This is a genomic window from Aliidiomarina minuta (assembly GCF_003987145.1).
GTDB lineage: Bacteria > Pseudomonadota > Gammaproteobacteria > Enterobacterales > Alteromonadaceae > Aliidiomarina > Aliidiomarina minuta.
Map to the genome: position 1 here is coordinate 213172 of NZ_PIPL01000002.1, position 22401 is coordinate 235572.

A 22401-nucleotide genomic window follows, 5' to 3' on the forward strand; every position below is an offset into this window, starting at 1 on the left:
CTTAATGCTGCAGTGCTTCCTGTATATACGAAATTAAATGATCGGCGGCGAGGTTTCCGGCGTGGCCATGGCGTTCAATATAAATACCAATCTCACCTAATTCAGGTAACGAACTGAGCCGTAACTCGTGTAGCTCCATAGGCACACTGGAGCGTGCCAATACGGTGATGCCCAGATTACTGCGCAACGCACTGCTGATCCCAGCCAGATCGCTGTTGGTATAAGTAATACGGAAATTATCGTGTTTAACACCAGCGGGGTCAGCGCTCTGACCCCGTTCTTGTAACCGCAGGCTTTGCAAAGCGCGGCGGCGGTAGATACAGCCTTCCGGGGCAAGCACCAAAGGTAAAGGGAATTGGGTTTTATAATCAGGGTTGCCCGCCACCCACACCAGTGAGTCATTTTTAATTAACACAGCATCTTCCGGCGCGCTTTCAGCGACGCTCAGAATGACATCGAAGTGACCACGGCTGGCACCAAGGCGTAAGTCCCGGCTCAGACCCGAGGTCACCTGTAGGGTTACCTGCGGATAACTGGCAGCGAACTGACCCAGAATACTGGGCAGTAAAGTGGATGCAAATTCACTGGGAATACCCAGCCGCACTTCACCGGTCAGTGCCGACTCACTGAACTGAGCTATGATTTGATCATTCAGACTCAATAACTGCTGCGCACTGGGGTACAGTTCCTGGCCTGCGGTAGTCAGCCGGATACGATTGCCCTGGCGTTGTAACAGTCGGGCATTCAGCTGCTGTTCCAGGCGTTTTAATTGCAGACTGATAGCCGGCTGAGAGCGGCCCAGACGTTCACCGGCCAGGGTGTAGCTTTGCAGGTCAACGACAGTAACAAAGGCACGCAGATTGTCAGTAGAGATATGTTTCATGCTACTTATTCTATTTGCTTCAGTAATAAGTGGCCAGCCTTTATTAATTTTAATTATGCGGTTATTTGCCATTTTAATTTGTTGCCCGGTCGGGCAGGCTTTATAATCCGCATTAAATCTAAACAAACATTAGGGTAGTTATGGCTAGTAAAACTCCTTTGTATGACGCGCACGTCGCCGCTGGCGCCAAGATGGTCGATTTCCATGGCTGGGATATGCCATTGAATTACGGTTCGCAGATTGAAGAACACAACGCGGTGCGCCGTGATGCCGGGGTTTTTGATGTTTCCCACATGACTATTGTTGATGTCACCGGACCTGAAGCCAAAGCTTACCTGCGTCACTTGCTGGCCAACGACGTAGCCAAGCTGCAAAAAAGCGGCAAAGCATTATATACAGGTATGCTGAACGAAGAAGGCGGGGTTATCGACGACCTGATCGTGTATTTCTTCAATGACGAGTCGTACCGTCTGGTGGTTAACTCAGCCACTCGTGATAAAGACATGGCCTGGTTAATGAAACAAACCGTTGAGTTTGACGTAGCCGTTACCGAACGTACTGAATTTGCAATGGTGGCCTTACAGGGTCCGAAGGCAAGCGAAAAAGTTGGCGCGTTGCTCAACGACGAGCAGCATGCTGAAGTCAAAGAAATGAAGCCGTTTTTTGGTGTGCAACTGGAAGAGCTTTTTGTGGCCACCACAGGGTATACCGGCGAAGCAGGCTACGAAATTATTGTACCTAACGAGCAAATCGTTAAGGTATGGGACAAATTACTGGCCGCTGGTGTGGCCCCTTGTGGTCTGGGTGCCCGTGACACCCTGCGCCTGGAAGCAGGTATGAACCTGTATGGCCAGGATATGGACGAAACCGTGTCACCGCTGGCCGCTAACATGGCCTGGAGCGTTGCTCTGGAACCTGCCGATCGTGATTTTGTGGGTCGCAAAGCACTGGAAGCGCAAAAAGCAGCCGGTACTGAGAAGTTAATTGGTCTGGTCATGGAAGACAAAGGCGTATTGCGTGCTGGCCTTAAAGTGAAAGTAGAAGGTGGTGAAGGGGTGATTACTTCAGGTACTTTCTCGCCAACCCTGGGCTTTAGTATTGCGCTGGCACGAGTACCTAAACCTGTAGGCGATACCGCGGAAGTGGAAATGCGTAAAAAACTGGTTACAGTGAAGGTAGTCAAACCTGGATTTGTACGTAACGGCGAATCAGTGATCAAAACCTATTAATTTGATGCGTGGTGGTGTCTGTAACGGACCACCCACAACAAGGATATAAAAAAATGAGCAACGTACCAAAAGAATTAAAGTATGCACCGAGTCACGAGTGGGTTCGTAATGAAGGCGACGGCGTATTTACCGTAGGCATCAGTGAACATGCGCAGGAACTTCTGGGTGACATGGTTTTTGTTGAATTGCCGGAAGAAGGCGACACGGTTGCCCTGGGCGATGATTGCGCCGTAGCTGAATCGGTAAAGGCGGCTTCTGATATCTACGCGCCGCTGACCGGTGAAGTGGTAGCTATCAATGAAGATCTGGAAGACTCGCCGGAAATGGTTAACAACGACCCTTATGGCGACGGCTGGTTATTCAAAATTAAAGCGGAAGATGAAAGCGAACTGGCAAACCTGCTGGACGCTGAAGCTTACAGCGCGTCGATTGAAGACGAGTAATATGCAACTGCAGTAGCCGCAGGGCCCCGGTATTAACCGGGGCTTTGTCATTATTTAAGTTCTCGCTGATGAACTTAAACGCCTCATTCAGGCGGTACATTTAGCTAATTACAGGTACCTTTCATGAGCAGTAAAACCCTGGAACAATTCAAGCAAAACGACGAATTTGTGCAACGCCACATCGGCCCCAGTGTAGAAGAGCAGGCAGTTATGCTGGAGGAACTGGGTGCGACGTCGCTGGAAGATATGACGTCACAAACAGTACCCAGCGCTATTTTGCGCGACCCTTTCTTAAAGATTGGCGATGCCATGACGGAGCGCGATGCACTCAATAAATTGCGTGGAATTGCGAGCAAGAACCAGGTGTTTAAAAGCTACATAGGTGCCGGTTATTACGACACTCTGACGCCGAATGTCATTTTACGCAATGTCCTGGAAAACCCAGGCTGGTATACCGCCTACACGCCGTATCAACCGGAAATTGCCCAGGGTCGCTTAGAAGCCATTCTGAACTTCCAGCAAATGACCATGGACCTAACGGGTCTGGATCTGGCCAGCGCCTCACTGCTGGACGAAGCCACTTCTGCCGCGGAAGCCATGGCCATGGCCAAACGGGTCAGCAAGTCGAAGTCCAATGCTTTCTTTGTTGCCAATAACGTATTTCCACAAACCATCGACGTGGTGCGTGCCCGTGCTGACATGTTTGGTTTCGACATTATTATTGGTGACTGGCAGCAGGCTGCTGACCATGATGTCTTTGGTGCGCTGCTGCAAAGCCCGGCCGATAACGGTGAGATTCTAGATTTAACTGACACCATCGCTGCCGTGCAAAAACAAAAAGCCGTTGTAGCTGTAGCCAGCGACCTGATGAGCCTGGTCGCCACCAAATCACCCGGTGAAATGGGCGCTGATATGGTGTTCGGTTCGGCCCAGCGCTTTGGTGTGCCTATGGGTTACGGTGGTCCACACGCCGCTTTCTTTGCCACCCGCAGTAAATTTAAACGTGCGTTGCCAGGGCGTATCATTGGAGTGTCTAAAGACACCCGCGAAGCGCCGGCGCTGCGTATGGCCATGCAAACCCGCGAGCAGCATATACGCCGCGAAAAAGCTAACTCGAACATCTGTACCGCACAGGTACTGCTGGCCAATATGGCGTCTTTCTACGCGGTCTACCATGGCCCGGAAGGCTTAAAAAATATCGCCGGGCGCATTCACCGCCTGACCGACATCCTGGCCGCCGGTCTGCGCAGCAAGAATGTCGAGATTTCTAACCAAAACTGGTTTGACACCCTGACCCTTAAAGTACGTTCGACCAAAAGCGATATCATTGAACGTGCACAGCAAGCCGAGCTGAACTTACGTCTGGATCACGACGGCCACGTTGCCGTAAGCCTGGACGAAGCCAAAACTGCCGCCGATGTGGCGGTGTTGTTTGACGTTATTCTGGGTGAAGGTCATGGCCTGGAGGTGGATGCGCTGGACAAACAGGTACGTGATGCCGAAGCTACTATTCCAGAAGCACTGCAACGCACCAGCGAGTTTCTGACCCATGAAGTGTTCAACAGCTATCATTCAGAAACTGAAATGCTGCGTTACATCAAGCAGCTGGAAAACAAAGATTTAGCCCTGAACCACAGCATGATTTCACTGGGTTCCTGCACCATGAAACTAAACGCCACCGCCGAGATGATTCCGGTGACCTGGCCTGAATTTAACTTACACCCCTTCTGCCCACCAGAGCAGGCACGTGGCTACGCGCAAATGATCGCCGGCCTTTCTGACTGGTTGCTGGAAATTACCGGTTATGACGCCCTTTCTATGCAGCCAAATTCAGGTGCCCAGGGCGAATACGCGGGTTTGATGGCGATTCAGAAGTACCATCAAAGCCATGGCGAAGGCCACCGCAATGTGTGCCTGATCCCAAGCTCAGCCCATGGTACTAACCCGGCATCGGCGCAAATGGCGAGCATGAAAGTCGTGGTCGTGGATTGCGATGAGAACGGCAACATCGACGTGGAAGACTTCCGCAAAAAAGCCAGTGAAGTGGCTGATAAGCTTTCCTGCGCCATGGTGACGTACCCGTCTACCCACGGCGTCTATGAAGAGAAAATCAGTGAAGTGTGTGACATCGTGCATGAATTTGGTGGCCAGGTGTATATGGACGGTGCCAACATGAACGCTCAGGTTGGGGTAACCTCGCCAGGCTTCATCGGCTCTGACGTATCGCACTTAAACCTGCACAAGACTTTTTGTATTCCACATGGTGGCGGCGGTCCGGGCATGGGCCCTATCGGTGTTAAAGAACACCTGGCGCCTTTCTTACCCGGCCATGTCATGATGGACGGCGAAGGCCTGACACCAGGCAACCACGCGGTTTCAGCCGCGCCTTATGGCAGTGCCAGTATTCTGCCGATTTCCTGGATGTACATTGCCATGATGGGCAGTGCCGGTTTACGTAAAGCCAGTGAAGTGGCCATTTTGAACGCCAACTATGTAGCGAAGAAACTGAGCGACCATTACCCGATTCTGTATACCGGCCGTAACGGTCGCGTCGCGCACGAGTGCATTATCGACCTACGCCCGTTAAAAGACGCTTCAGGTTTGGCCGAAATTGATGTCGCTAAGCGCCTGCAGGACTATGGTTTCCATTCACCGACCATGTCCTTCCCGGTAGCCGGCACTTTGATGGTAGAGCCTACTGAGTCAGAAGCCAAAGCCGAGCTGGATCGTTTCATAGAAGCTATGATCAGCATCCGCGAAGAAGCGCGCAAGGTAGAAAAAGGCGAATGGCCAGCAGACAACAATCCGCTGGTAAACGCGCCGCACACCCTTGCCGATATGGTCGACAGCGACTGGAACCGCCCTTACGATCGCAAGCTAGCCGCGTACCCAGTACCCGCAGTAGCTGCCGATAAGTTCTGGCCCAGCGTCAACCGCATCGACGATGTTTACGGCGACCGTAACTTGATTTGTAGCTGCCCGGATATTGATAGTTATCGGTAAGAGCTAAATTAAGTGTTTGTAGTTAATAAGATGCTTAATTGATAATCTAAGCCCACTTGATAGTGGGCTTTTTTATATGTCAGAACTAAGCTCTTAGCCAAAAGCGCCTTTTACAACACACTGTGTTATTGAGGCAGTAAGAGAAATAGAGCACTTCATATATTTGCCTTACTCAATCCAACTTAGAGGTATCAGTGCTTCGTCTCCTCTCCATTTCTTATCTCTTACACATTCTTGGAACCAATCTTCATCGATATCAGCATGATCTGTCACAATAACTTGGAAGCGACCTTCAAACTCATGCTGAATTAAATCATAAAGCCATCTGAACATTTTCTTGACTGCTCGTCTGTCTTCATCGACAGGAATCTCCTCAATATTTCCTGTGCTATCGATATCTGTTGGAAAATACACCTGTGTAGGTTGATCAAAGAACACGAAACTAGGAACAGGCCTCTTTCTTTTAATAAACCATTTGGCTAAAGCCATATAAGTGACCAAATGATAGCCAACCCAGTTTTCACCGCTCCCCATCTGATAAAGAGGCACTTTACCATCCGGGGTGTCAGCAACAACGGTCAGGCGTTTCAAATCTAGCTTAATCGGATGATTACTATGTTCCAATTGTAATTCCTGTGCCCATTTACTCATATCACTACATGACGCTTCTATTATGAGTTTCTACAGCGACTATTTGTGTGCTCCTAGAGGAAATAAACCTGCTTTACGAAATGATAACCCTTATGAAGATGGGCTAATCTCAGGCGCTGCAAAATCACGACTCGTTGAAATGTGCAGTGTCGACGAGCTTATAGCTCTCTTAGAGAGTTCTGATAGCGAGCGAGAGAGAGCGCTATTGCAGTTTATGTATGACTCTGGGGTCCGTAGGAGTGAGGTTTGTAAAATTAACAGACAACAGTTTAAAGACTCACTGGATTTCGAACGTAGGTCCGTAATAATAGATGATCGGACACTTCAAATTCCGGGGGTATACAAGCCATTTTACGTTGCAGGCGTTAAGGGACGAAGGCGGGAAACTAAGGAAAGAAACACAGTTGTAAGTGAAACTAGTTTGGTTAGAGTTAAACGATACCATTCCTCCCCTCTTTACCGGAAATCAATTAAAAAATACGGCAATAATGGCCCCGCCTTTTTAAACGCCGAAGGTAATCCATATACACCATCATCAATTAGCAAGCTCCTCAGACTCAAACCCGCAAGCAAAGGCCTCATCTCGCAAGAACGCTGGGTTCGCCTCCCGACCCTTGATAGCATGAAAATATTTCGTCCCACCTTCTTCATCAGTAATTACAATCCAATAATTCATGACTTGTTACCCACCCATACAAAGAAAAGCAATAATAAACATACCACGGCTAGGCCACCTGCAAACGGATGTGCATACAAGATCAATGCGTACAAACCCATTATTGCACCACCACCAATAACTGTAATTTTAAGCACCCAGACCATAAAATCCTTTAAGGGCTCCCAGTTTTGCGAGTAAATACCTTGAAGAAGCCCTACTACAAAGAAAAAGACAAGTAAACCTATAAGGAGAGTCATAATCGTGCCCTGTGTTTGTGTGTGTTCATTATCATATAATAACGATTTTTAGGCAATAAAAACGCAGTTTCTAAGCTGCGCTTCGAGTGTTACTTTCATTTAGTCTATATTTATTTTCATTTAGAAACTCTTATATTTCGATTAAATCTTGAGCTGAGCGCTTTCTTATTAGTACAATAAAAGCTAATTACATCACACACAAACCGATCACCCAATCACAAGGCCCCCTATTATGTCCAGAGAAACTGAAGATGGGCGCAAACCCGCTACCATACTTGACGGCGAAAACCACCCAGCAATTGAAGGAGCCACCTGGGCGGGATTAACTATGCCTTTTATATGGCTCCTTTTTAAAGGGCCTAGTGAAGGGTATATGTTTTATTACAACATTTGGGTGTGGTTCCCTTTTTTCATCTGGTTGTTTACAGCCTTCACCATTGGGTGCTTATCTAAGGGGAATTCAGAAAAAAAGGGGACTGTTGCACTTTATCTAGGAATGACTGTGTTAACTGTATTTTTCTGGACAACTCGTTTGATCGTAGGCAAAGAGGTAGACATGACCCCTCTCCTTTACATTTGGTCATAGTGAATTTCCAAGCCATTTTCTTAACCATGGTATTTAACACTTATGAGCGAATCAATAAACAAAGACCACCCCCTAGCTATTCATAACGGCAAAAAAATCATGCCTGAGTACAATCGTGACCTTTTCATGCTGACTAGCAATTAGCGTTCACAGTCAGTGCTGAATCAATATATGAGCACCCCAATCCCAGCTACTCAAAGAAACAAACGCTTTGCCGTGCAAGAAAGAGGAAGAGGGGCGCTTATCATTGAGGATGATGGGCAAGTTCGGTATTTGCAGAAACGTTCTTCCTTAAAGATTCAAATTGAAGTTAAAGAGATTAAAGGGTTCACCCAGGTACGTTTTCCCGATCTCTTAGATGAACTATGTGAAAAGGGGATCGGTTCCGCCCTACTGAACCTAAAAGTCCTCGCCGGGAATATGACACGCAACTATGGGAAGATTATAACGCCCTGTCCATGTACAAAGCGGGTTGCGCCATGCAAGAGCACCTCTACAATAGAGAAGAACACAGCCCTTTACTAATCAAAGCAAGTCTCATTCCAAAGTAACCCGTTTTGTGTGAGTTAATGCAATAAAGCCTTCAAAAAACACACAAAATGAATCGCCACTGATTTGCTAGACACCTCGTAGCCATAGATAATGGCATATAAAGAGGTGCTTATGACCAACAAACGATACCCCGACGAATTTAAAATCGAAGCAGTCCGCCAGATCACCGACCGAGGTCATTCGGTTGCTGATGTTTCCAAGCGGCTGGATGTTTCAACTCACAGCCTTTATGCCTGGGTTAAGAAATTTGGCCCGGACGCTGAGGCAAATAAGAGCCGTAATGAAGAGCAGGCCGAGTTGAAGCGACTACGCAAAGAACTCCAGCGCGTCACAGAAGAGCGTGACATTCTAAAAAAAGCCGCGGCGTACTTCGCGAAGCAGTCCGACTAAGGTACGCCTTTATCAAAGAGCACAAGGACTGCTGGCCAGTACGTAAGCTGTGCCGACTTCTGGAAGTGAATCCGAGTGGGTTCTATGCGTGGGTCAAGAACCCTCGCTCAAAGCGCCAGAAGCGTGATACGCGTTAGGCAGGCCTGATCAAGCAGTTCTGGCTTGAATCAGGCGGCGTGTACGGCTATCGCAAAATATACAGCGATATGCGTGAATACGGTGAAAACATTGGGATTAACCGTGTTCATCGCCTGATGAAACTCAGCAAAATTAAGGCGCAGGTCGGCTATAACAAACCGCGTCATCAAGGAGGCGCTGTGCATGTTGTATCGCCGAATAAACTTAATCGAGAGTTCAGCACTGACAAGCCCGATCAGGCCTGGGTAACTGATGTCACGTACATCAGAACGCACGAAGGCTGGCTGTACCTGGCAGTGGTGGTCGACTTGTTCTCACGGCGCGTCATTGGTTGGTCAATGCAACAGCGGATGACCAAAGAGCTTGTGTTAGACGCATTGCTGATGGCCGTGTGGCGACGAAACCCAAAAGAAACGGTTAGCGTCCACTCTGATCAGGGCAGCCAATATACTAGCCACGATTGGAGTACATTCCTTAAAAGTAACAACCTGGAAGGCAGCATGAGCCGTCGCGGCAACTGTCACGACAATGCCGTTGCTGAGAGCTTCTTCCAGCTGTTAAAGCGAGAGCGAATTAAACGAAAAGTGTACTCAAATCGGGATGATGCAAGGCGCGATATCTTTGATTACATCGAGATGTTTTACAACGTAAAACGCCGCCATGGTTTTAATGATCAGTTATCGCCAGTAGAGTATGAAAGACGATTTGAAAAAGCGGCTGCTGAGTGTCTAGTGAACTAGTGGCGATTCAATATCCAGGTTAATGTTGCGTTGTACAACGGGATCAGTGAAGGTGGTATTGAGTTGCTCACGGGCACCGACATTTTTTAGGTTGACCTTGTTGGGCGGCAAATTGTACTGGCTGGTGGTGTTTACGACATGGGCTTTCATCTCAGCGCCGTGGCGTACCAGGTTGGTTCGGCGACGCAGTAAGTCACGAGTTGCCCGCATATTGCGCGGATAGACATAGGCTAGTGGAAAGTTTCCACCGCGCATTAAGGCAGCAATTTTGAAGGAGTCCACGCGGTCATTTTTGGTTTTGCCGCCATGAATAGCCTTCATATATAAGGCGTGGCCGAGAATAAACTCAATATCATGGTCGTCGCAAAAGTCAGCGATCCAGTACCAACAGTGCATGCACTCAACGCCGAGGACAAGATCATCTAGGTAAGGCGTGATAAGTTCAATCAACGCGTCTGGGTTAGCTGGAATCTCCTTATGCAGGAGCGTCTCACCTTGCTGACTGATGATGCAAACATAAAGGCTGCGGGCATGAAGATCGATTCCACAATAATGCTGATGGGTGCTATTGTAAAAATTCATTGGGTCTCCCCTTTTTGGTTTCGTCGCCTTCCAGTTTAGCCAAGCTGGCTAGACTGGGGAGAAGGATCAATGAGTATCAAACGGCTGCACCGGACAAACTTTCGCTGTCACCTTTTGTGCAAAAACACGCACAAAAGCCGCCATCAAAAATTTGCTCGGTGAGCCGGGCGATATCTCAGGAGGTTAGATGGATAGCTGGTTTGTAACAAACTCAGTGCAGAAATGGCTTAAGGCGGTGGTGAGCATCGGGAATACGCTTATCGAAATGTCCGGGACACAGGCCGATATTCACCTCTCTAGTACCTATGAGCATTTCTTCGTTATCGCTGTTGGGAAGTCTCTTGAGTGGGGTGAAGAGCTCAATGGAATGGATGGCCAGAAATATCGGGAATTCTGCCACTATCGTGACCGCCTGCCGGAGGCTCGTTTGGTAAGGAATATGAGGGAACATGATGTTGCTTACCTGAAGGGTGACGGGAGGCGCCAGTCAGAGTTCGTAAAAGAACTAGATGTGAATGGCGGCAGTATGAGCGCTTCCGTCGACGGCACCTCTACCATAGTATGTGACGAGGGTTATCTGATTGGTGGGCGACTCAATGTCAAGGAGGCTGTGCGGTCTGCTTCAGAGGCGTTGCAAAAGATATAACAATTTGCAGCACACGGATAAATTACTCGCTGCGCTCCTAATTTACCGGTGAGCAAGGCGTTAGGCGCAGAGCTTTAACTAGGAGAGTCGATGAAGCACTTATGTTCTATTACTCTGATACTTCTAAGCTTGATGGCCTTGAGTGCGTGCAGTAAGGGTCCCGGGGACTTAGGGGGTACGTGGCGTTTGGAAGGCGTTGTTTCAATGACAATTGTGTACCGGCATAACGAAGAAGAAGCTATGGGTATCATAAGCAGGGTCTCATACAAACATCATGGGAATGATGTGTTAGTAAGTTATGAAAGTGGGATGGCGAAAGGCCACACAATCCGATTAACTAGGGTCGACCAGAATACGTATCGCTCGGAAATCGGCACACTGAAGAGAGTGCGTTAATGCAGCCTAACCAATCGTTCAAGCCGACGCCGATAATCGGCGCAGTTTAACTTAAGCGTTAGAGCAGTCAGTCCAAAGAGGAGAAAGACGATGGCAGATAGAAAGGTTACAAAAACAGGAAAAGGTGATGGGAACGTAATCACGAAGCTGTGCAATTCCGGCGAATGGTGGTCACCAAGGTCTAAAGATGATGCTATTGACGATATTGATAGCGGCCGACATTCCTACTATGTCATGGTAGGGAGTTCAAAAGTTAACATTCATGTTGTAAACGTTGGTGGCAAGAAACACCTGAGAACTGACCGTGACGGAAAAGGCAAAAATAACCTGGAAGAGCTACCGGACTGCTAAAGTTTAAGGTCCGGTCCGCTCTAACAATCCAAGGCAAGGGACATATTTTGCTTCGCTGCGCTCAAAACGCAAAATATGCCCCTGCTTGGGGCGTTAGCTTTTAAAGGGAGATTCATGTCATCTTTAATCTTTTACACTGATGAGTCACAGGCCCTAATAGCAACAGATTCTTTAGCTGTTGATACTCAGGGAAACCCTGCATTTTTTTGCTCAAAAGCAAACTATATCCCTCATTTGAAAATGGTAATTGCTGGTACTGGAGCAGGAGGATTTTCAAATGAATGGGCGCTAAGTGTTTCTGCTAGAATGATTGTCAAAGGCATTTATAATCTTGACTATCATACCCCAGAAGGATTGCGTGGTTTATGGAGTGAATACAAAATAAAGTATTCACTCCCAGAAAGTTTTACAACTACCCTGTATCAATTTGGTATATCCGAAGAAACTGGAAGAATAATTAGCTTTGTGTATAGATCAACCAACAACTTTATATCTGAAGAAATTGGTTATGGTACCGGAGTAAAGCCCGAGTGCGACGTTTTGGAAGGAAACGTGCTTGAGTTAATACCTAAAATGATGGAACAACAACGATCAATTCAAAGCTCCTTTCCTAAGAGTAAGCGCATTCACATAGGAGGAGAAATCATCGCGTTTCATTTAACTAATAATGGCTGTAACACATTCAAAATTAGTGAGTTCGATGATTTTTCCGAACAAACAGATTTTATAGTTACTAACTATGAACGTAACCATAGCTAACAAGCAAAATCAGCATCGCCCGCGAGCGGGCTGGACTCGCTTCGCTCGCCGCTGTTTTGAGCGTTATACCTAAAGAGGTTAATATGCTGATTCGCGATGAAATAATGGAAGAGCGGTTTGTTGCATTCATTGACATCCTTGGATTTAAAGAAATCGTTCGCAATATCGAAGCAGACAATACGCCTGACATATATCTAAGAACAATCAAGTCTGTTTTAAATTTTATGGATGAAGAAGCCCATGAGCCAAACTACTGTTCTGACCTACCTATATACGAGAAAACTGAAGATGGGTTTATGGAGAAAGAGCTTGGGGATCCACGACTCACATATGTTTCCGACTGCATAATAATTTCGTCAGAGCCAACCATTGATGGATTCAAAGGGCTATCGAGAAAAATCCACAAAATCACAGCCGACCTAGCTTGTGATGGTATTTTTTGCCGAGGAGCCATAACAAAAGGAAAGTTATTTCATAGGGGCCGCATACTTTTCGGAAGCTCATACATTCGCGCATTTACGCTTGAAGAAGAAGTAGCGATTTATCCAAGAATAATTATTGACCCTGAAATCATAGAATTTTTTGAGCTAAAAGAAGGCGAAATGCCTCTAGCTCCTGCATCTTTCGGGCTTGACAAGGACGGATTTTATTACCAGCGGTACTGGACATGGTATCTATCCCCGCCGCATGCAGGCTCATTTGAGTCTTACTTACATCAAGTTTATACCCATATCGAAAAGAAGATTAATGAGTTCAAAGATACACCTAGAATCTTAGAAAAGTACAAATGGCTTGAACAAGAATTTAAAAGCCTAGTTTCTTGGTGGCAAGATCTAGAGTTTATGGAGCTAGAGGAGAATGACTTATGGCTGGTATAACAATCGCAGTCACAGTGACGTCTTTTTCGTTGCGGCTTCGCCTCCACTACAAAGCCGCGCGTGCTACGGGCGTTAGGCAACAGAGTTTTAACTAGGAGAGTCGATGAAGCACTTATGTTCTATTACTCTGATACTTCTAAGCTTGATGGCTTTGAGTGCGTGCAGTAACGGTCCCGGGGACTTAGAGGGTACGTGGCGTTTGGAAGGCGTTGTTCCAATGACAATTGTGTACCGGCATAACGAAGAAGAAGCTATGGGTATCATAAGCAGGGTCTCATACAAGCATCATGGGAATGATGTGTTAGTAAGTTATGAAAGTGGGATGGCGAAAGGCCACACAATCCGATTAACTAGGGTCGACCAGAATACGTATCGCTCGGAAATCGGCACACTGAAGAGAGTGCGTTAATGTAGCCTAACCAATCGTTCAAGTCGACGCCGATAATCGGCACGGTTTAACTCAAGCGTTAGCCGTACAAGGAAATTCATGAGCAAGCCTGAATATTTATATCATTACACAAGTATCGAGGGGCTAGCTCATATATTAGAATCCCGTCAAATTCGTTTTTCTAGATTAGATCTTCTTGATGATGTAACCGAAGGGCAATCTCAAGATGCAGTTGATTGGCGAAAATATTATTTTGTTAGTTGTTGGACTGCAGAAGAAGAAGAGTCAATACCGTTGTGGAGTATGTATACACCAGACATGATGGGAGTGCGGATTAAATTACCCCTGAGTATGTTTAAAACTCACATAATAGATCACTCAGAATTGCCAAGATTTATTCAATTGGCGGATACAAGTAAGGCACCTCCTGGGGCAAAAATACAAATCAGATGTTTAATGCCGTATGAGAAGCTCCATGGTGAAGATTATTTTGTTATGAATACTTGTTTTAGAGATGAAGTCTGGCCTTCGAAGGTTGAATATACTGATGATCCAACTTTATTAAATCAGAACTTAATAAAGTACAACAAAGAAACTGATACAACGTCTATTAGCTCAGATGAAATTGCTAAATATAAAAAGAAAGTTTGGTCATTTCAATATGAGTGGAGATTCAAAATACATTGTTTTAATGCGGCACCTAGAAGTCTAAAAAGTAAAATGCCAAATGACTCTTATAATGAGCTAATGCTTAGGGAGCTACGTAATTTTGAAAAGGGCGTTTCTCAAGAGTATTTCTTCATGGATCTCGATGATTTAATATTTGATAGTTTGGAAGTTGTGCTTGGGCCTAAAGTTGATTCTGCACATAAAATAATAGTTAACTCCTTAATCCAAAATTTCTGCTCTAAAGCTAAAGTAAGTCCAAGCAGATTAACTGGGCAAATAAGGTAGCGGCTAACAAACTGTTAAACAAGGACAAGAAACAGTTGGCTTTGCTCCTTCGTCGCTAATTTTAACCAGCTATTTTTTGCCTGTTAACAGGGCGTTATGTGAACCAAAAGAGTCAGAGATAATGAATCTAAAGCACATAAGAATTGGCCAATATCTATTCGTTTCTAAGACTGGTAGCTCATATGACGGCGAAGAAGGTAAGGTCATATCCATTTTTAGTGACTACGGGCTAGATTCGAAACTTGTTTCAATAAGGCTCCTGCTTGATGATGGGACTGTTATAGGTGGATTCAAGGCAGAAGAAGTTTCTCCTTAATCAGGCTATCACATAACCAGACCATACTGACGGACGGCTTACGAACGCGCTTCGCGCTAAAAACGCTCCAGCCGCCGCAGATGGCGGCGTTGGTATGACTCCCTTTGTCAACTTTAAGCAAGCGTTATCCTGGCATTGTTTCAGCCCATAATCAGTTCTGTCTGGCTTAATTAAAATGAGCTAACGCACCAGATGAGGCAGTAATGTCGTCGGTTGCTATGCTGGTATCCGTGGGTTATTCATCTTGCGATGAACAATGCCAACCTTAATCACTCCGCCTTAGCACCCCGTTGCTCTTAACAATAGGCGACTTCGTGAAACTCTTTATGAGTATCTAATCCGAGAAAAATCATGCTATGTTTGTTCATGCTAGCCTCCAAATGCTTTAGTCTTGAACAAACTAATTATGGCACTGGCTGTTAGCTAACCCATGAAAATGCGGAGGCTAGCCCTTTCACAGGGAGTCAGTGTGTCTAGGCGCCAAGGGGCAAACGTGTACACTGAAAGGCAGATGGTCGAATTTGAGGCGAGATATCCGGAAGTCATGGCGCGCCTGGACGAGCTTCACATCTTGTGCGTCACCAACGCTCATGCCTTACCGCACGACTCTCGTGCAAGAGAATATTTGCTCTTTGGAGCGGGCAGGCGAATTAGTGTGCTGCGGCGAGCCATGTCACGCATCTTTGAAACGTTCCCACTGCGTCTTGAACGCCCGCTCCCTCTAGTCGGAATACACGACGTACAGATCTATCTACAAGCATATGTAATAAACTTGTTTGGCCTTTTCGACAATTTGGCCTGGGCCTTCGTTCTCTTCCATGACCTAGAAGACCAGGTCGGAGGAAAATTTGGTGTCGGCTTTCAACGCCGCGGAACACAGAGATTTTTGCCTCAGTCGCTACGCGATTACGTAACTAATGAGCAGCACCGGCAATGGAACGAGAATTATCTCAAAAGCTATCGTGACGCTCTTGCGCACCGTATACCACTGTATATTCCTCTTGCGCAGTTCACACCAGAAGAAGGGGAACGGTTCAATGAGTTGGAGAGCGAGAAAGCCCGATGTATTCGCGAGCACGATTTCGAAAGGCTAGAGCAAATGGAAGGTGAGCAACGTAATCTGGGTAAACCAATGCCAGCGTTCCTACATTCGTTTGAAGAGGATGGGGCTCGCAGCCCAGTGCTACTGCACCCGCAGCTTCTAAGTGACGCCATGGCGGTTTCCGAGTTTGGCGAGTTGTTTTTTGACAATTGGCAGCAAGCGAACCGAAGTTAGTGGAGTTGGCGACTAACACCTATGAGCCTTCGTCTTGTCAATAGGCACTATTTTTTTATTGGCCGCCGCGTTAGCGGCCAATACCAAATTTCTGAGCCAGTGAGCCTGCTTCGTCTGTCATCGTTGGCTGTTGGTGGCTTACAGCAAACACCTATTGAGGCTCTCTTAGTGTGGTGGTTAACCACTACCAAGCCGGATTGCTCCTTGCAGGTTGGCTTGGGGCACTAGACATTCATCGGTTAACCGGTATCTGTCCTAGTCAAAAAGCGGGTTACAGTTTCGTCCCAGTTAGTTTCAGGTTCAGCACCGGTGTAAGCGTACTCGCTCAGAGTACTGATGCACGCCAGCAGGATGGATAATCAAGGCGGCGGGCTTCGTAGTGGGTGTAGAAAACGGGTTTGCGGGTTGTATATCCAGTCAGCAGACGCCGGTTTTCAGCACACTCCGTTATGATCCAGTTAGACGTTGATCATCATCCTGCTGCGTGACTAACTCGTTAAAAAGCGTTGTTCATTGAATATTTTCTCGTTCTTTAACATGAAATAGACGGCGCGGCCTAGCTTGTGGGCTAAAGCCGATAAGGCTTTGGCCTTGTTCATGCGCTTTTGGAAGCGTTGTAATAATTGCTGAGCACCCGGATTGCCTCTGAGGTATAAAACTGCGGCTTCAGAGAAAGCCCATTTGAGGTGAGCATTGCCAATTTTGTTGCCTTGAGTGCCATAGGTTTTACCGGCAGATTCAGCTTTGCATTTGATGAGCCTGGCGTAAGAAGCAAATTTTTGAACGGACTCGAAGCGTTGAATATCCCCGATTTCATAGAGAATGGTCAGTGCGAGTATTCGACCGATGCCTGGGATTGTTTTTAGCAGGTAAAAGTACGCGGGTTGGTGTTTGATAGCTTGTTTTTCCAGAAACCATTCCACCTGACTGAGCTCCCGGTGGTAGCACTCGAGTACCGCCATATCGAGGCTGATATTTCGTTGTACAACGGAATCTGTGAAGGTGGTATTGAGTTGCTCACGAGCACCGACATTTTTTAGGTTGACCTTGTTGGACGGCAAATTGTATTGGCTGGTGGTGTTTACGACATGAGCTTTCATATCAGCGCCGTGGCGTACCAGATTGGTTCTGCGACGCAACAAGTCACGAGTTGCCCGCATATTGCGCGGATAGACATAGGCTAGTGGAAAGTTTCCACCGCGCATTAAGGCAGCAACTTTGAAGGAGTCCACGCTGTCATTTTTGGTTTTGCCGCCATGAATAGCCTTCATATATAACGCGTGGTCGAGAATAAACTCAATATCATGGTCGTCGCAAAAGTCAGCGATCCAGTACCAACAGTGCATGCACTCAACGCCGATAACAAGATCATCTGAGTAAGGCGTGATAAGTTCAATCAACGCGTCTGGTTTGGCGGGGATCTCCTTATGCAGGAGGGTTTCACCTTGCTGACTGATGATGCAAACATAAAGACTGCGGGCATGCAGATCGATTCCACAATAATGCTGATGGGTGCTATTGTAAAAGTTCATTGGGTCTTCTCCTTTTTGGTTTCGTCGCCTTCCAGTTTAGCCAAGCTGGCTAGACTGGGGAGAAGGCTCAATGAGTATCAAGGCCAATCACGGCGACAGCTATTCCGTTGCGGCTGCGCCTCCACTTCAAAGCTGCGGGTGTTGGCGGCGTTGTGTGTGAAAACAGAATATGACCAAATTCGACCCTGAATGTTTACGCGCCCTAGAGCACATGCAAGCTCCCGATCCTAGGTGGAGTGCTTTTGGGCACATCGAACAAAATGGTGTTGAATCAATTTCTCTGGAACGGAACGCGAAACCCATTCAGGAAATAAACTTAAATGATGAGGTTCCAGATTCTGTAGTGGTTCATTTTGAAACGGCAAAGAATCTTGCACTATTTGCTTGGCACGTATACCGGTTTGTTCCAGTCGCCGAGTTGCATGCGTTCATCTCAGTAGAGTTCGCTCTTAAAGAAAAACGGGTAACAAAAAGGCTTCATTTAAGAAGTTACTTCAACGCGCCATCAATAAGGGGTGGTTGACCAACGAGAAGTTTTCACGGTGGCAAAGAGTGGCTGAACGTCGAGCTTTGCAACATCAGGATAACGTGGAAATGGCTAAAGTGCTCGGCACAAAATTACCGGAAGAACCACAATACTGGGATTACTTAACAGTATTAAAGGAAAACATCCCTTTCTTTAGAAATACTTACGCTCATGGCAGTACCTGCATTTCTCCGTGGCCATACAAGCCTCTGGAGGATAGTGCAGAAATAATCAATCAACTTTATCCGTTAGCTCAGGTAAATGAGTAATTTAGGTTTTCTAACCGGAATATATCTAATCAGTAACGGCAGTCGAACCGATTCGTCGTGCTGTATCTTCTGTTTGTAGGAAATTGTATATGACTGAGGAGTTCGAGATCATAGCGAAGCTCTTTGCTAATTTAGAAGCCGCAAGAGCTGAGCCTTTTCCCAACCAGCGCAAGCAGCTTCTAGCGCCGACGAATAAATGCGTATACGTTGTGATCGATCCGGATGGTGCAGTATTGCATGTGGGGCAGACACCACGCGGTAAGGGAGGCCTGTATCAAAGGCTCAGGAATCATCTACAAGGACAGTCATCATTTGTTCGGGCGTATTTTGCTGGGGACGGCAGCCAATTAAGAAGTGGCCATAGCTTCAAATATATAGAAGTTGAGGATAGTCGACTCAGAGCATTACTTGAGTCTTATACAGTCGGTCGACTTGGCCCGGCACACCTGGGCGTTGGCTAGCATGGCGTTTCCGGACTATCCGTTTGCAGTGTAGGAGCAGGTTCTGGCTTTGAGGTGTGGGGTTTTGTCGCTGAACTCTAAGCACTGGCTTGAAAAACACCGTGTTGAACAGACAGGTAGTCGCGTATAGTATGATATTGTCATACTTCCACTGTATCAGGAGCATCGCTTATGAGCATGCATCGAAAAACCATCACGCTGACTGAACAACAGGACGGGTGGGTGAAACGCCAGATTGAGAGCGGTCACTTTGGTAATGATAGCGAGTATATTCGCGACCTTATCCGGCGCGACCAGCAAGCCCAGGAACGTATTAGTATGCTTCGGAACGCCCTTGTCGAAGGTGAATCAAGCGGCGAATCTAAGCCTCTTAATATATCCGCTGTTAAGGCAGCGGGCCGTAAACGGATGAAGGCAGCCAGATAGTGAGCAAGCTGAGCGTCACGCCAAAAGCGGAATCAGACCTTATCGGAATTTGGGTATATACCTGCGAAGAATGGAATGTGGAACAGGCCGATAAATATCTGGAACAGCTGGAAGCAGGCATGACACAGCTAATGAATCATCCGTCACTCGGCACCAACTATTCCCATGTTCTTCCGGGATATCGCAGATTGCAGGTAGAGCGGCACGTAGTATTTTATAAAGTGCTTGAAGCGGAAATTCTTATTGTTCGAGTGCTTCACGAGGACATGGTCTGTAGTGGTCAAGTAATATTGGCCACGGGTTTGTAGTTATTCCAGTACCGTTTCTCCGACTCAGATGGTGTTAATCCACCGTTGTACGAGTGCGGTCTCAATCGACAGTAATAACCGAGAATATAATCGCTGATCCGTTGCTTAGCTTCCGTAAAACTTCGATAGCCAGTGGTTGGTACCCATTCCGTTTTTAAGCTTCTAAAGAAGCGTTCCATGGGGCTGTTGTCCCAACAATTTCCGCGACGACTCATGCTCTGTGTCATTCGATAACGCCAGATTAATCGTCTGAATTTACGGCTGGTATAATGACAGCCTTGATCGCTGTGATACATCACGCCCTTTGGCTGTCCCCTGCGCTCAAACGCCATCGTTAACGCCTGACGCGTTAAGTTACTGTCTGGTGAATGGCTCATTGCCCAGCCAACTGGTTGTCGCGCAAACAAGTCAATAACAACAGCTAGGTAAGCCCAGCGGCTGCCCGTCCAGATAAAGCTGACATCGCCGCACCACACTTGATTGGGCGCCGTCACTGCAAACTGACGGTCCAATAAGTTTGGAATAGCGGCATGCTCTTGTGCCGCTTTCTTATAAGCATGCTTCGGTAGCTGGCAGCTAACCAGCTCTAGCTTCTTCATCAAGCGCCCAGCGCGATACCGTGTCAGCGTAATGCTGTGCGTATCATCATTGGTAATCATGTCAGCGACCGTTCTGGCGCCGGCTGAGCCATTACTTAAACGGTGCGCTTTGCGCACCAGGCTGCGAAGCTTGATAGCCTCTGGCGAGATACGTTTATCTCGTCGCTGCCAGTATTTAAATGTGCTGCGGTGGACGTCCAGTACCTCGCACAAATCTTTTACCGAATACCGGCGGGTATTGCTCTGACTCAGTCTCTCGATTAACGCGAGTGTTTCATGGAGTCCGACATCAACAGAGCTGAAGCCTTTTTTAATATATCCTTTTCTAACTCAAGGCGCTCAACACGCTTTTTAAGCTCGCGGATTTCCACCTGCTCTGGTGTCATCATAACAGCTCTAATCAGGTGGCCAAATTAACTATGCCACTACAGATGAAGCTCTTAGAAAAAGTGGTTCATTGACAAAAAGTCAGTTGAAAGAGTTGGTTGAAGATAACTAGTTAGGCCAAGAAGGGTGCATCCGAATTACAGACACACTTTGATTCTGATCTGGGGAAATCATTCTAATGGCGTCGCACTTATGCTCGATACAAACCAGTACTACTTTGGGGTAGTTAGTTGAATGCTTGAATAGGTCGAGAACCTTTTTGATGAGCGAGCCGAATCCCCAATCAAATGTTTATAGCGCACACGTATGCTTACCTGGTTAAAATAAGTCTTTTAATATCAATAGGATAATTGAGTGTGGCGAAGGATATCAGACACAGCGTGAAAGCAACACGAACATGCTCAGTTCTAATTCTTCGTTATTCCAATACTCTGATTCCATGTCTGGCCGAAACGAGGGTTTGAGAAAAAGAGTTCGCACACTATAAAAATCTTATGTGTCACTCGACTTCAAAGCTTGTGGCCCTTTTCCAGTTCCAGGATGATCAAGATGCTCTCCCAATAAATCATGATATTTTTCATGCACTGCCTTTACTGGTTGTTTTTTGTACGGAGCAGTATTCACTTTTGGTAGGAGTTTCAAAGGTTCTTTTTCAGTAATATTAAAAAATTGCCGCTTGATTTCTCTTCCCAGAATTTCTCCAATCAAACTCGGGACGGCATTACCTAACTGCCTTTGAACCTCGGTTCTACCGCCTAATATTTCATAATCGTCAGGAAATGTTTGAAAACGACAAAGCTCACGAGTGGATAGTCTGCGGTTCTTCCAATGGAAAGGGCCTATTGCGCTCCCCGGTTGAGCCTGTATCGTCCAAGATGGCTTATTCTTTGCGAGTTTTAAAAGAAAGCTCCAATATCGAGTACGCCAACCAAACAAAGGAAGCCCGTCTCCCCTGTTTGTGTGATGTAAATAGTTCTTTCCTTCAGGAATGCTTGGTAACAGATCAGCCCATTTCCCAGTTGCTGCAATATCTGCGTGATTTAAAGAATTTAGATCACCTATAGCATCCCAAGCAGTTCTCCAATTTTCCAAAGGAAATAAATCATTGTCGCAATCTTCTGGTTTTTTATGAGTTGGTATGGGAAATTTAAACTCTGCCCCATCTCTTGAGCCAATTATAAAAACCCTTTCTCTGACCTGGGGTACTCCAAAGTCAGCTGCATTAATAACGCCTAAATTAAAGTTATAGTTAGTACCTTCTTCTGAATTTATTTTGCTAATAATTCCTTTCAAAAGATCTATAGCTTCATCTTTTCCTTTATAAGTAATACCAAAGACATTTTCCATTAAGAATGCTTTTGGCTTTAAGTCCCTTAAAACTCTCAAATAGGCGGTGAGCGTATCAGCCCTAGGGTCATCTAGTCTTTTGGTATCACCTTTTGACCAGTAAGCTGCTTTCGAAAATGGCTGGCAAGGAGGCCCGCCTATTAATAGGCTTGGCTCTTCATTCGAAAAACCACCTACTTCAACTATCTCGCTGCTAGGTACATCGTGAATGTCGCGATGAAGTGCATTCCATTGAGGCCTGTTGTGGTTAATAGTCTCACAAGCCCACTTGTTAAATTCAACGGCAACAGTTGTTTCAAATCCTGCTGCTTCGAGACCCAGATCAAGACCTCCTGCACCTGTATATAAGCTAATTGTCTTGAGCATATTATCTATTTCATTTACCTTAGGAAGTTTTGTTACGGATGCTCGCAACTGCCGCGATCATAAACCTTTCCAACAGTACCAAGATTGTATTGAGAGTACAAGTG

20 protein-coding genes and 3 pseudogenes are annotated in these 22401 nt (G+C 46.5%); 17 read left to right on the plus strand and 6 right to left on the minus strand.

The window, feature by feature from the left end; translation table 11 throughout:
* Position 1: 1 nt before the first annotated feature.
* Positions 2–883, minus strand: coding sequence for a LysR family transcriptional regulator (locus tag CWE09_RS11270; RefSeq protein WP_198679766.1), 882 nt, complete (start codon positions 881–883; stop codon positions 2–4).
* 140 nt (positions 884–1023) lie between these two features.
* Here CWE09_RS11270 and gcvT point away from each other — a divergent pair, with 140 nt between their 5' ends.
* The 3 genes from gcvT (at position 1024) to gcvP (ending at position 5558) form a co-directional block, all read left to right on the plus strand.
* Positions 1024–2112 (plus strand): glycine cleavage system aminomethyltransferase GcvT, encoded by a 1089-nt coding sequence (gene gcvT / locus CWE09_RS11275; RefSeq protein ID WP_126804144.1) that lies wholly within the window; start codon positions 1024–1026, stop codon positions 2110–2112.
* 53 nt (positions 2113–2165) lie between these two features.
* Positions 2166–2555 (plus strand): glycine cleavage system protein GcvH, encoded by a 390-nt coding sequence (gene gcvH / locus CWE09_RS11280; protein WP_126804145.1) that lies wholly within the window; start codon positions 2166–2168, stop codon positions 2553–2555.
* A 123-nt stretch (positions 2556–2678) separates the two neighbouring features.
* Positions 2679–5558, plus strand: a complete 2880-nt coding sequence (gene gcvP, locus CWE09_RS11285; RefSeq protein WP_126804146.1) for an aminomethyl-transferring glycine dehydrogenase — start codon at positions 2679–2681, stop codon at positions 5556–5558.
* Positions 5559–5726: 168 nt separating this feature from the next.
* On the opposite strand, the gene CWE09_RS11290 is transcribed toward gcvP, so the two are convergent.
* A complete protein-coding gene (locus CWE09_RS11290) occupies positions 5727–6209 on the minus strand; it encodes a DUF3732 domain-containing protein (RefSeq protein WP_126804147.1) in 483 nt (160 codons plus the stop codon).
* 22 nt (positions 6210–6231) lie between these two features.
* Here CWE09_RS11290 and CWE09_RS11295 point away from each other — a divergent pair, with 22 nt between their 5' ends.
* The 3 genes and pseudogenes from CWE09_RS11295 to CWE09_RS11305 all read left to right on the plus strand — a co-directional run bounded on the left by CWE09_RS11295 (position 6232) and on the right by CWE09_RS11305 (position 9530).
* Positions 6232–7065 carry a tyrosine-type recombinase/integrase gene (locus CWE09_RS11295; protein WP_126804148.1) on the plus strand — a complete coding sequence of 278 codons (834 nt, stop codon included), beginning with the start codon at positions 6232–6234 and terminating at the stop codon, positions 7063–7065.
* A gap of 291 nt (positions 7066–7356) precedes the next feature.
* Complete coding sequence (locus CWE09_RS11300) at positions 7357–7710, plus strand: hypothetical protein (protein WP_126804149.1); 354 nt, start codon at positions 7357–7359, stop codon at positions 7708–7710.
* A 663-nt stretch (positions 7711–8373) separates the two neighbouring features.
* Positions 8374–9530: pseudogene (locus CWE09_RS11305) on the plus strand (IS3 family transposase).
* 9 nt (positions 9531–9539) lie between these two features.
* Here CWE09_RS11305 and CWE09_RS11310 read toward each other — a convergent pair.
* A pseudogene (locus CWE09_RS11310) lies at positions 9540–10112 on the minus strand (IS110 family transposase); the annotation flags it as partial.
* 187 nt (positions 10113–10299) lie between these two features.
* On the opposite strand from CWE09_RS11310, the gene CWE09_RS11315 reads away from it, so the two are divergent.
* From CWE09_RS11315 to CWE09_RS11350, 6 genes are all read left to right on the plus strand, one after another.
* Positions 10300–10758: a hypothetical protein gene (locus CWE09_RS11315; protein WP_126804150.1), complete on the plus strand. Its 459-nt coding sequence runs from the start codon at positions 10300–10302 to the stop codon at positions 10756–10758.
* 486 nt (positions 10759–11244) lie between these two features.
* Positions 11245–11505, plus strand: coding sequence for a DUF3892 domain-containing protein (locus CWE09_RS11325; protein ID WP_126804151.1), 261 nt, complete (start codon positions 11245–11247; stop codon positions 11503–11505).
* Between the two features lie 114 nt (positions 11506–11619).
* Complete coding sequence (locus CWE09_RS11330) at positions 11620–12264, plus strand: hypothetical protein (protein ID WP_126804152.1); 645 nt, start codon at positions 11620–11622, stop codon at positions 12262–12264.
* A gap of 83 nt (positions 12265–12347) precedes the next feature.
* A complete protein-coding gene (locus CWE09_RS11335; RefSeq protein WP_126804153.1) occupies positions 12348–13142 on the plus strand; it encodes a hypothetical protein in 795 nt (264 codons plus the stop codon).
* Positions 13143–13629: 487 nt separating this feature from the next.
* On the plus strand, positions 13630–14484 hold the full coding sequence (locus CWE09_RS11345) for a DUF2971 domain-containing protein (protein WP_126804154.1): 855 nt from the start codon (positions 13630–13632) through the stop codon (positions 14482–14484).
* 827 nt (positions 14485–15311) lie between these two features.
* Positions 15312–16076: a hypothetical protein gene (locus CWE09_RS11350; RefSeq protein ID WP_126804155.1), complete on the plus strand. Its 765-nt coding sequence runs from the start codon at positions 15312–15314 to the stop codon at positions 16074–16076.
* 488 nt (positions 16077–16564) lie between these two features.
* Here the strand turns inward: CWE09_RS11350 and CWE09_RS11355 are convergent, their stop codons facing one another.
* A complete protein-coding gene (locus tag CWE09_RS11355) occupies positions 16565–17608 on the minus strand; it encodes an IS110 family RNA-guided transposase (protein ID WP_126804156.1) in 1044 nt (347 codons plus the stop codon).
* Between the two features lie 169 nt (positions 17609–17777).
* On the opposite strand from CWE09_RS11355, the gene CWE09_RS11360 reads away from it, so the two are divergent.
* The 5 genes from CWE09_RS11360 (at position 17778) to CWE09_RS11380 (ending at position 19598) form a co-directional block, all read left to right on the plus strand.
* On the plus strand, positions 17778–18131 hold the full coding sequence (locus CWE09_RS11360; RefSeq protein ID WP_126804157.1) for a hypothetical protein: 354 nt from the start codon (positions 17778–17780) through the stop codon (positions 18129–18131).
* Positions 18132–18160: 29 nt separating this feature from the next.
* A complete protein-coding gene (locus CWE09_RS11365) occupies positions 18161–18403 on the plus strand; it encodes a hypothetical protein (protein ID WP_126804158.1) in 243 nt (80 codons plus the stop codon).
* Positions 18404–18492: 89 nt separating this feature from the next.
* The gene (locus tag CWE09_RS11370; protein WP_126804159.1) at positions 18493–18864 is read left to right on the plus strand and encodes a GIY-YIG nuclease family protein; all 372 of its coding nucleotides are present in this window, start codon (positions 18493–18495) and stop codon (positions 18862–18864) included.
* Positions 18865–19035: 171 nt separating this feature from the next.
* Positions 19036–19290: a type II toxin-antitoxin system ParD family antitoxin gene (locus CWE09_RS11375; protein ID WP_126804160.1), complete on the plus strand. Its 255-nt coding sequence runs from the start codon at positions 19036–19038 to the stop codon at positions 19288–19290.
* A complete protein-coding gene (locus tag CWE09_RS11380) occupies positions 19290–19598 on the plus strand; it encodes a type II toxin-antitoxin system RelE/ParE family toxin (protein WP_126804161.1) in 309 nt (102 codons plus the stop codon). The genes CWE09_RS11375 and CWE09_RS11380 overlap by 1 nt, the downstream gene beginning before the upstream one ends.
* Here the strand turns inward: CWE09_RS11380 and CWE09_RS11385 are convergent.
* Positions 19571–20607 (minus strand): annotated as a pseudogene (locus CWE09_RS11385) (IS3 family transposase); the annotation flags it as partial. The gene CWE09_RS11380 and the pseudogene CWE09_RS11385 sit on opposite strands and share 28 nt — an antisense overlap.
* 469 nt (positions 20608–21076) lie before the next feature.
* Entirely contained in the window at positions 21077–22297 is a 1221-nt protein-coding gene (locus tag CWE09_RS11390; RefSeq protein ID WP_126804163.1) for a DNA cytosine methyltransferase, read from the minus strand.
* Positions 22298–22401 lie beyond the last annotated feature (104 nt).

Bases quoted from the DNA above. Each gene is read 5' to 3' on its own strand.
- CWE09_RS11270 (WP_198679766.1), bottom strand. From the start codon at position 883: ATGAAACATATCTCTACTGACAATCTGCGTGCCTTTGTTACTGTCGTT.
- gcvT (WP_126804144.1), top strand. From the start codon at position 1,024: ATGGCTAGTAAAACTCCTTTGTATGACGCGCACGTCGCCGCTGGCGCC.
- gcvH (WP_126804145.1), top strand. From the start codon at position 2,166: ATGAGCAACGTACCAAAAGAATTAAAGTATGCACCGAGTCACGAGTGG.
- gcvP (WP_126804146.1), top strand. From the start codon at position 2,679: ATGAGCAGTAAAACCCTGGAACAATTCAAGCAAAACGACGAATTTGTG.
- CWE09_RS11290 (WP_126804147.1), bottom strand. From the start codon at position 6,209: ATGAGTAAATGGGCACAGGAATTACAATTGGAACATAGTAATCATCCG.
- CWE09_RS11295 (WP_126804148.1), top strand. From the start codon at position 6,232: ATGAGTTTCTACAGCGACTATTTGTGTGCTCCTAGAGGAAATAAACCT.
- CWE09_RS11300 (WP_126804149.1), top strand. From the start codon at position 7,357: ATGTCCAGAGAAACTGAAGATGGGCGCAAACCCGCTACCATACTTGAC.
- CWE09_RS11315 (WP_126804150.1), top strand. From the start codon at position 10,300: ATGGATAGCTGGTTTGTAACAAACTCAGTGCAGAAATGGCTTAAGGCG.
- CWE09_RS11325 (WP_126804151.1), top strand. From the start codon at position 11,245: ATGGCAGATAGAAAGGTTACAAAAACAGGAAAAGGTGATGGGAACGTA.
- CWE09_RS11330 (WP_126804152.1), top strand. From the start codon at position 11,620: ATGTCATCTTTAATCTTTTACACTGATGAGTCACAGGCCCTAATAGCA.
- CWE09_RS11335 (WP_126804153.1), top strand. From the start codon at position 12,348: ATGCTGATTCGCGATGAAATAATGGAAGAGCGGTTTGTTGCATTCATT.
- CWE09_RS11345 (WP_126804154.1), top strand. From the start codon at position 13,630: ATGAGCAAGCCTGAATATTTATATCATTACACAAGTATCGAGGGGCTA.
- CWE09_RS11350 (WP_126804155.1), top strand. From the start codon at position 15,312: ATGGTCGAATTTGAGGCGAGATATCCGGAAGTCATGGCGCGCCTGGAC.
- CWE09_RS11355 (WP_126804156.1), bottom strand. From the start codon at position 17,608: ATGAACTTTTACAATAGCACCCATCAGCATTATTGTGGAATCGATCTG.
- CWE09_RS11360 (WP_126804157.1), top strand. From the start codon at position 17,778: ATGACCAAATTCGACCCTGAATGTTTACGCGCCCTAGAGCACATGCAA.
- CWE09_RS11370 (WP_126804159.1), top strand. From the start codon at position 18,493: ATGACTGAGGAGTTCGAGATCATAGCGAAGCTCTTTGCTAATTTAGAA.
- CWE09_RS11375 (WP_126804160.1), top strand. From the start codon at position 19,036: ATGAGCATGCATCGAAAAACCATCACGCTGACTGAACAACAGGACGGG.
- CWE09_RS11390 (WP_126804163.1), bottom strand. From the start codon at position 22,297: ATGCTCAAGACAATTAGCTTATATACAGGTGCAGGAGGTCTTGATCTG.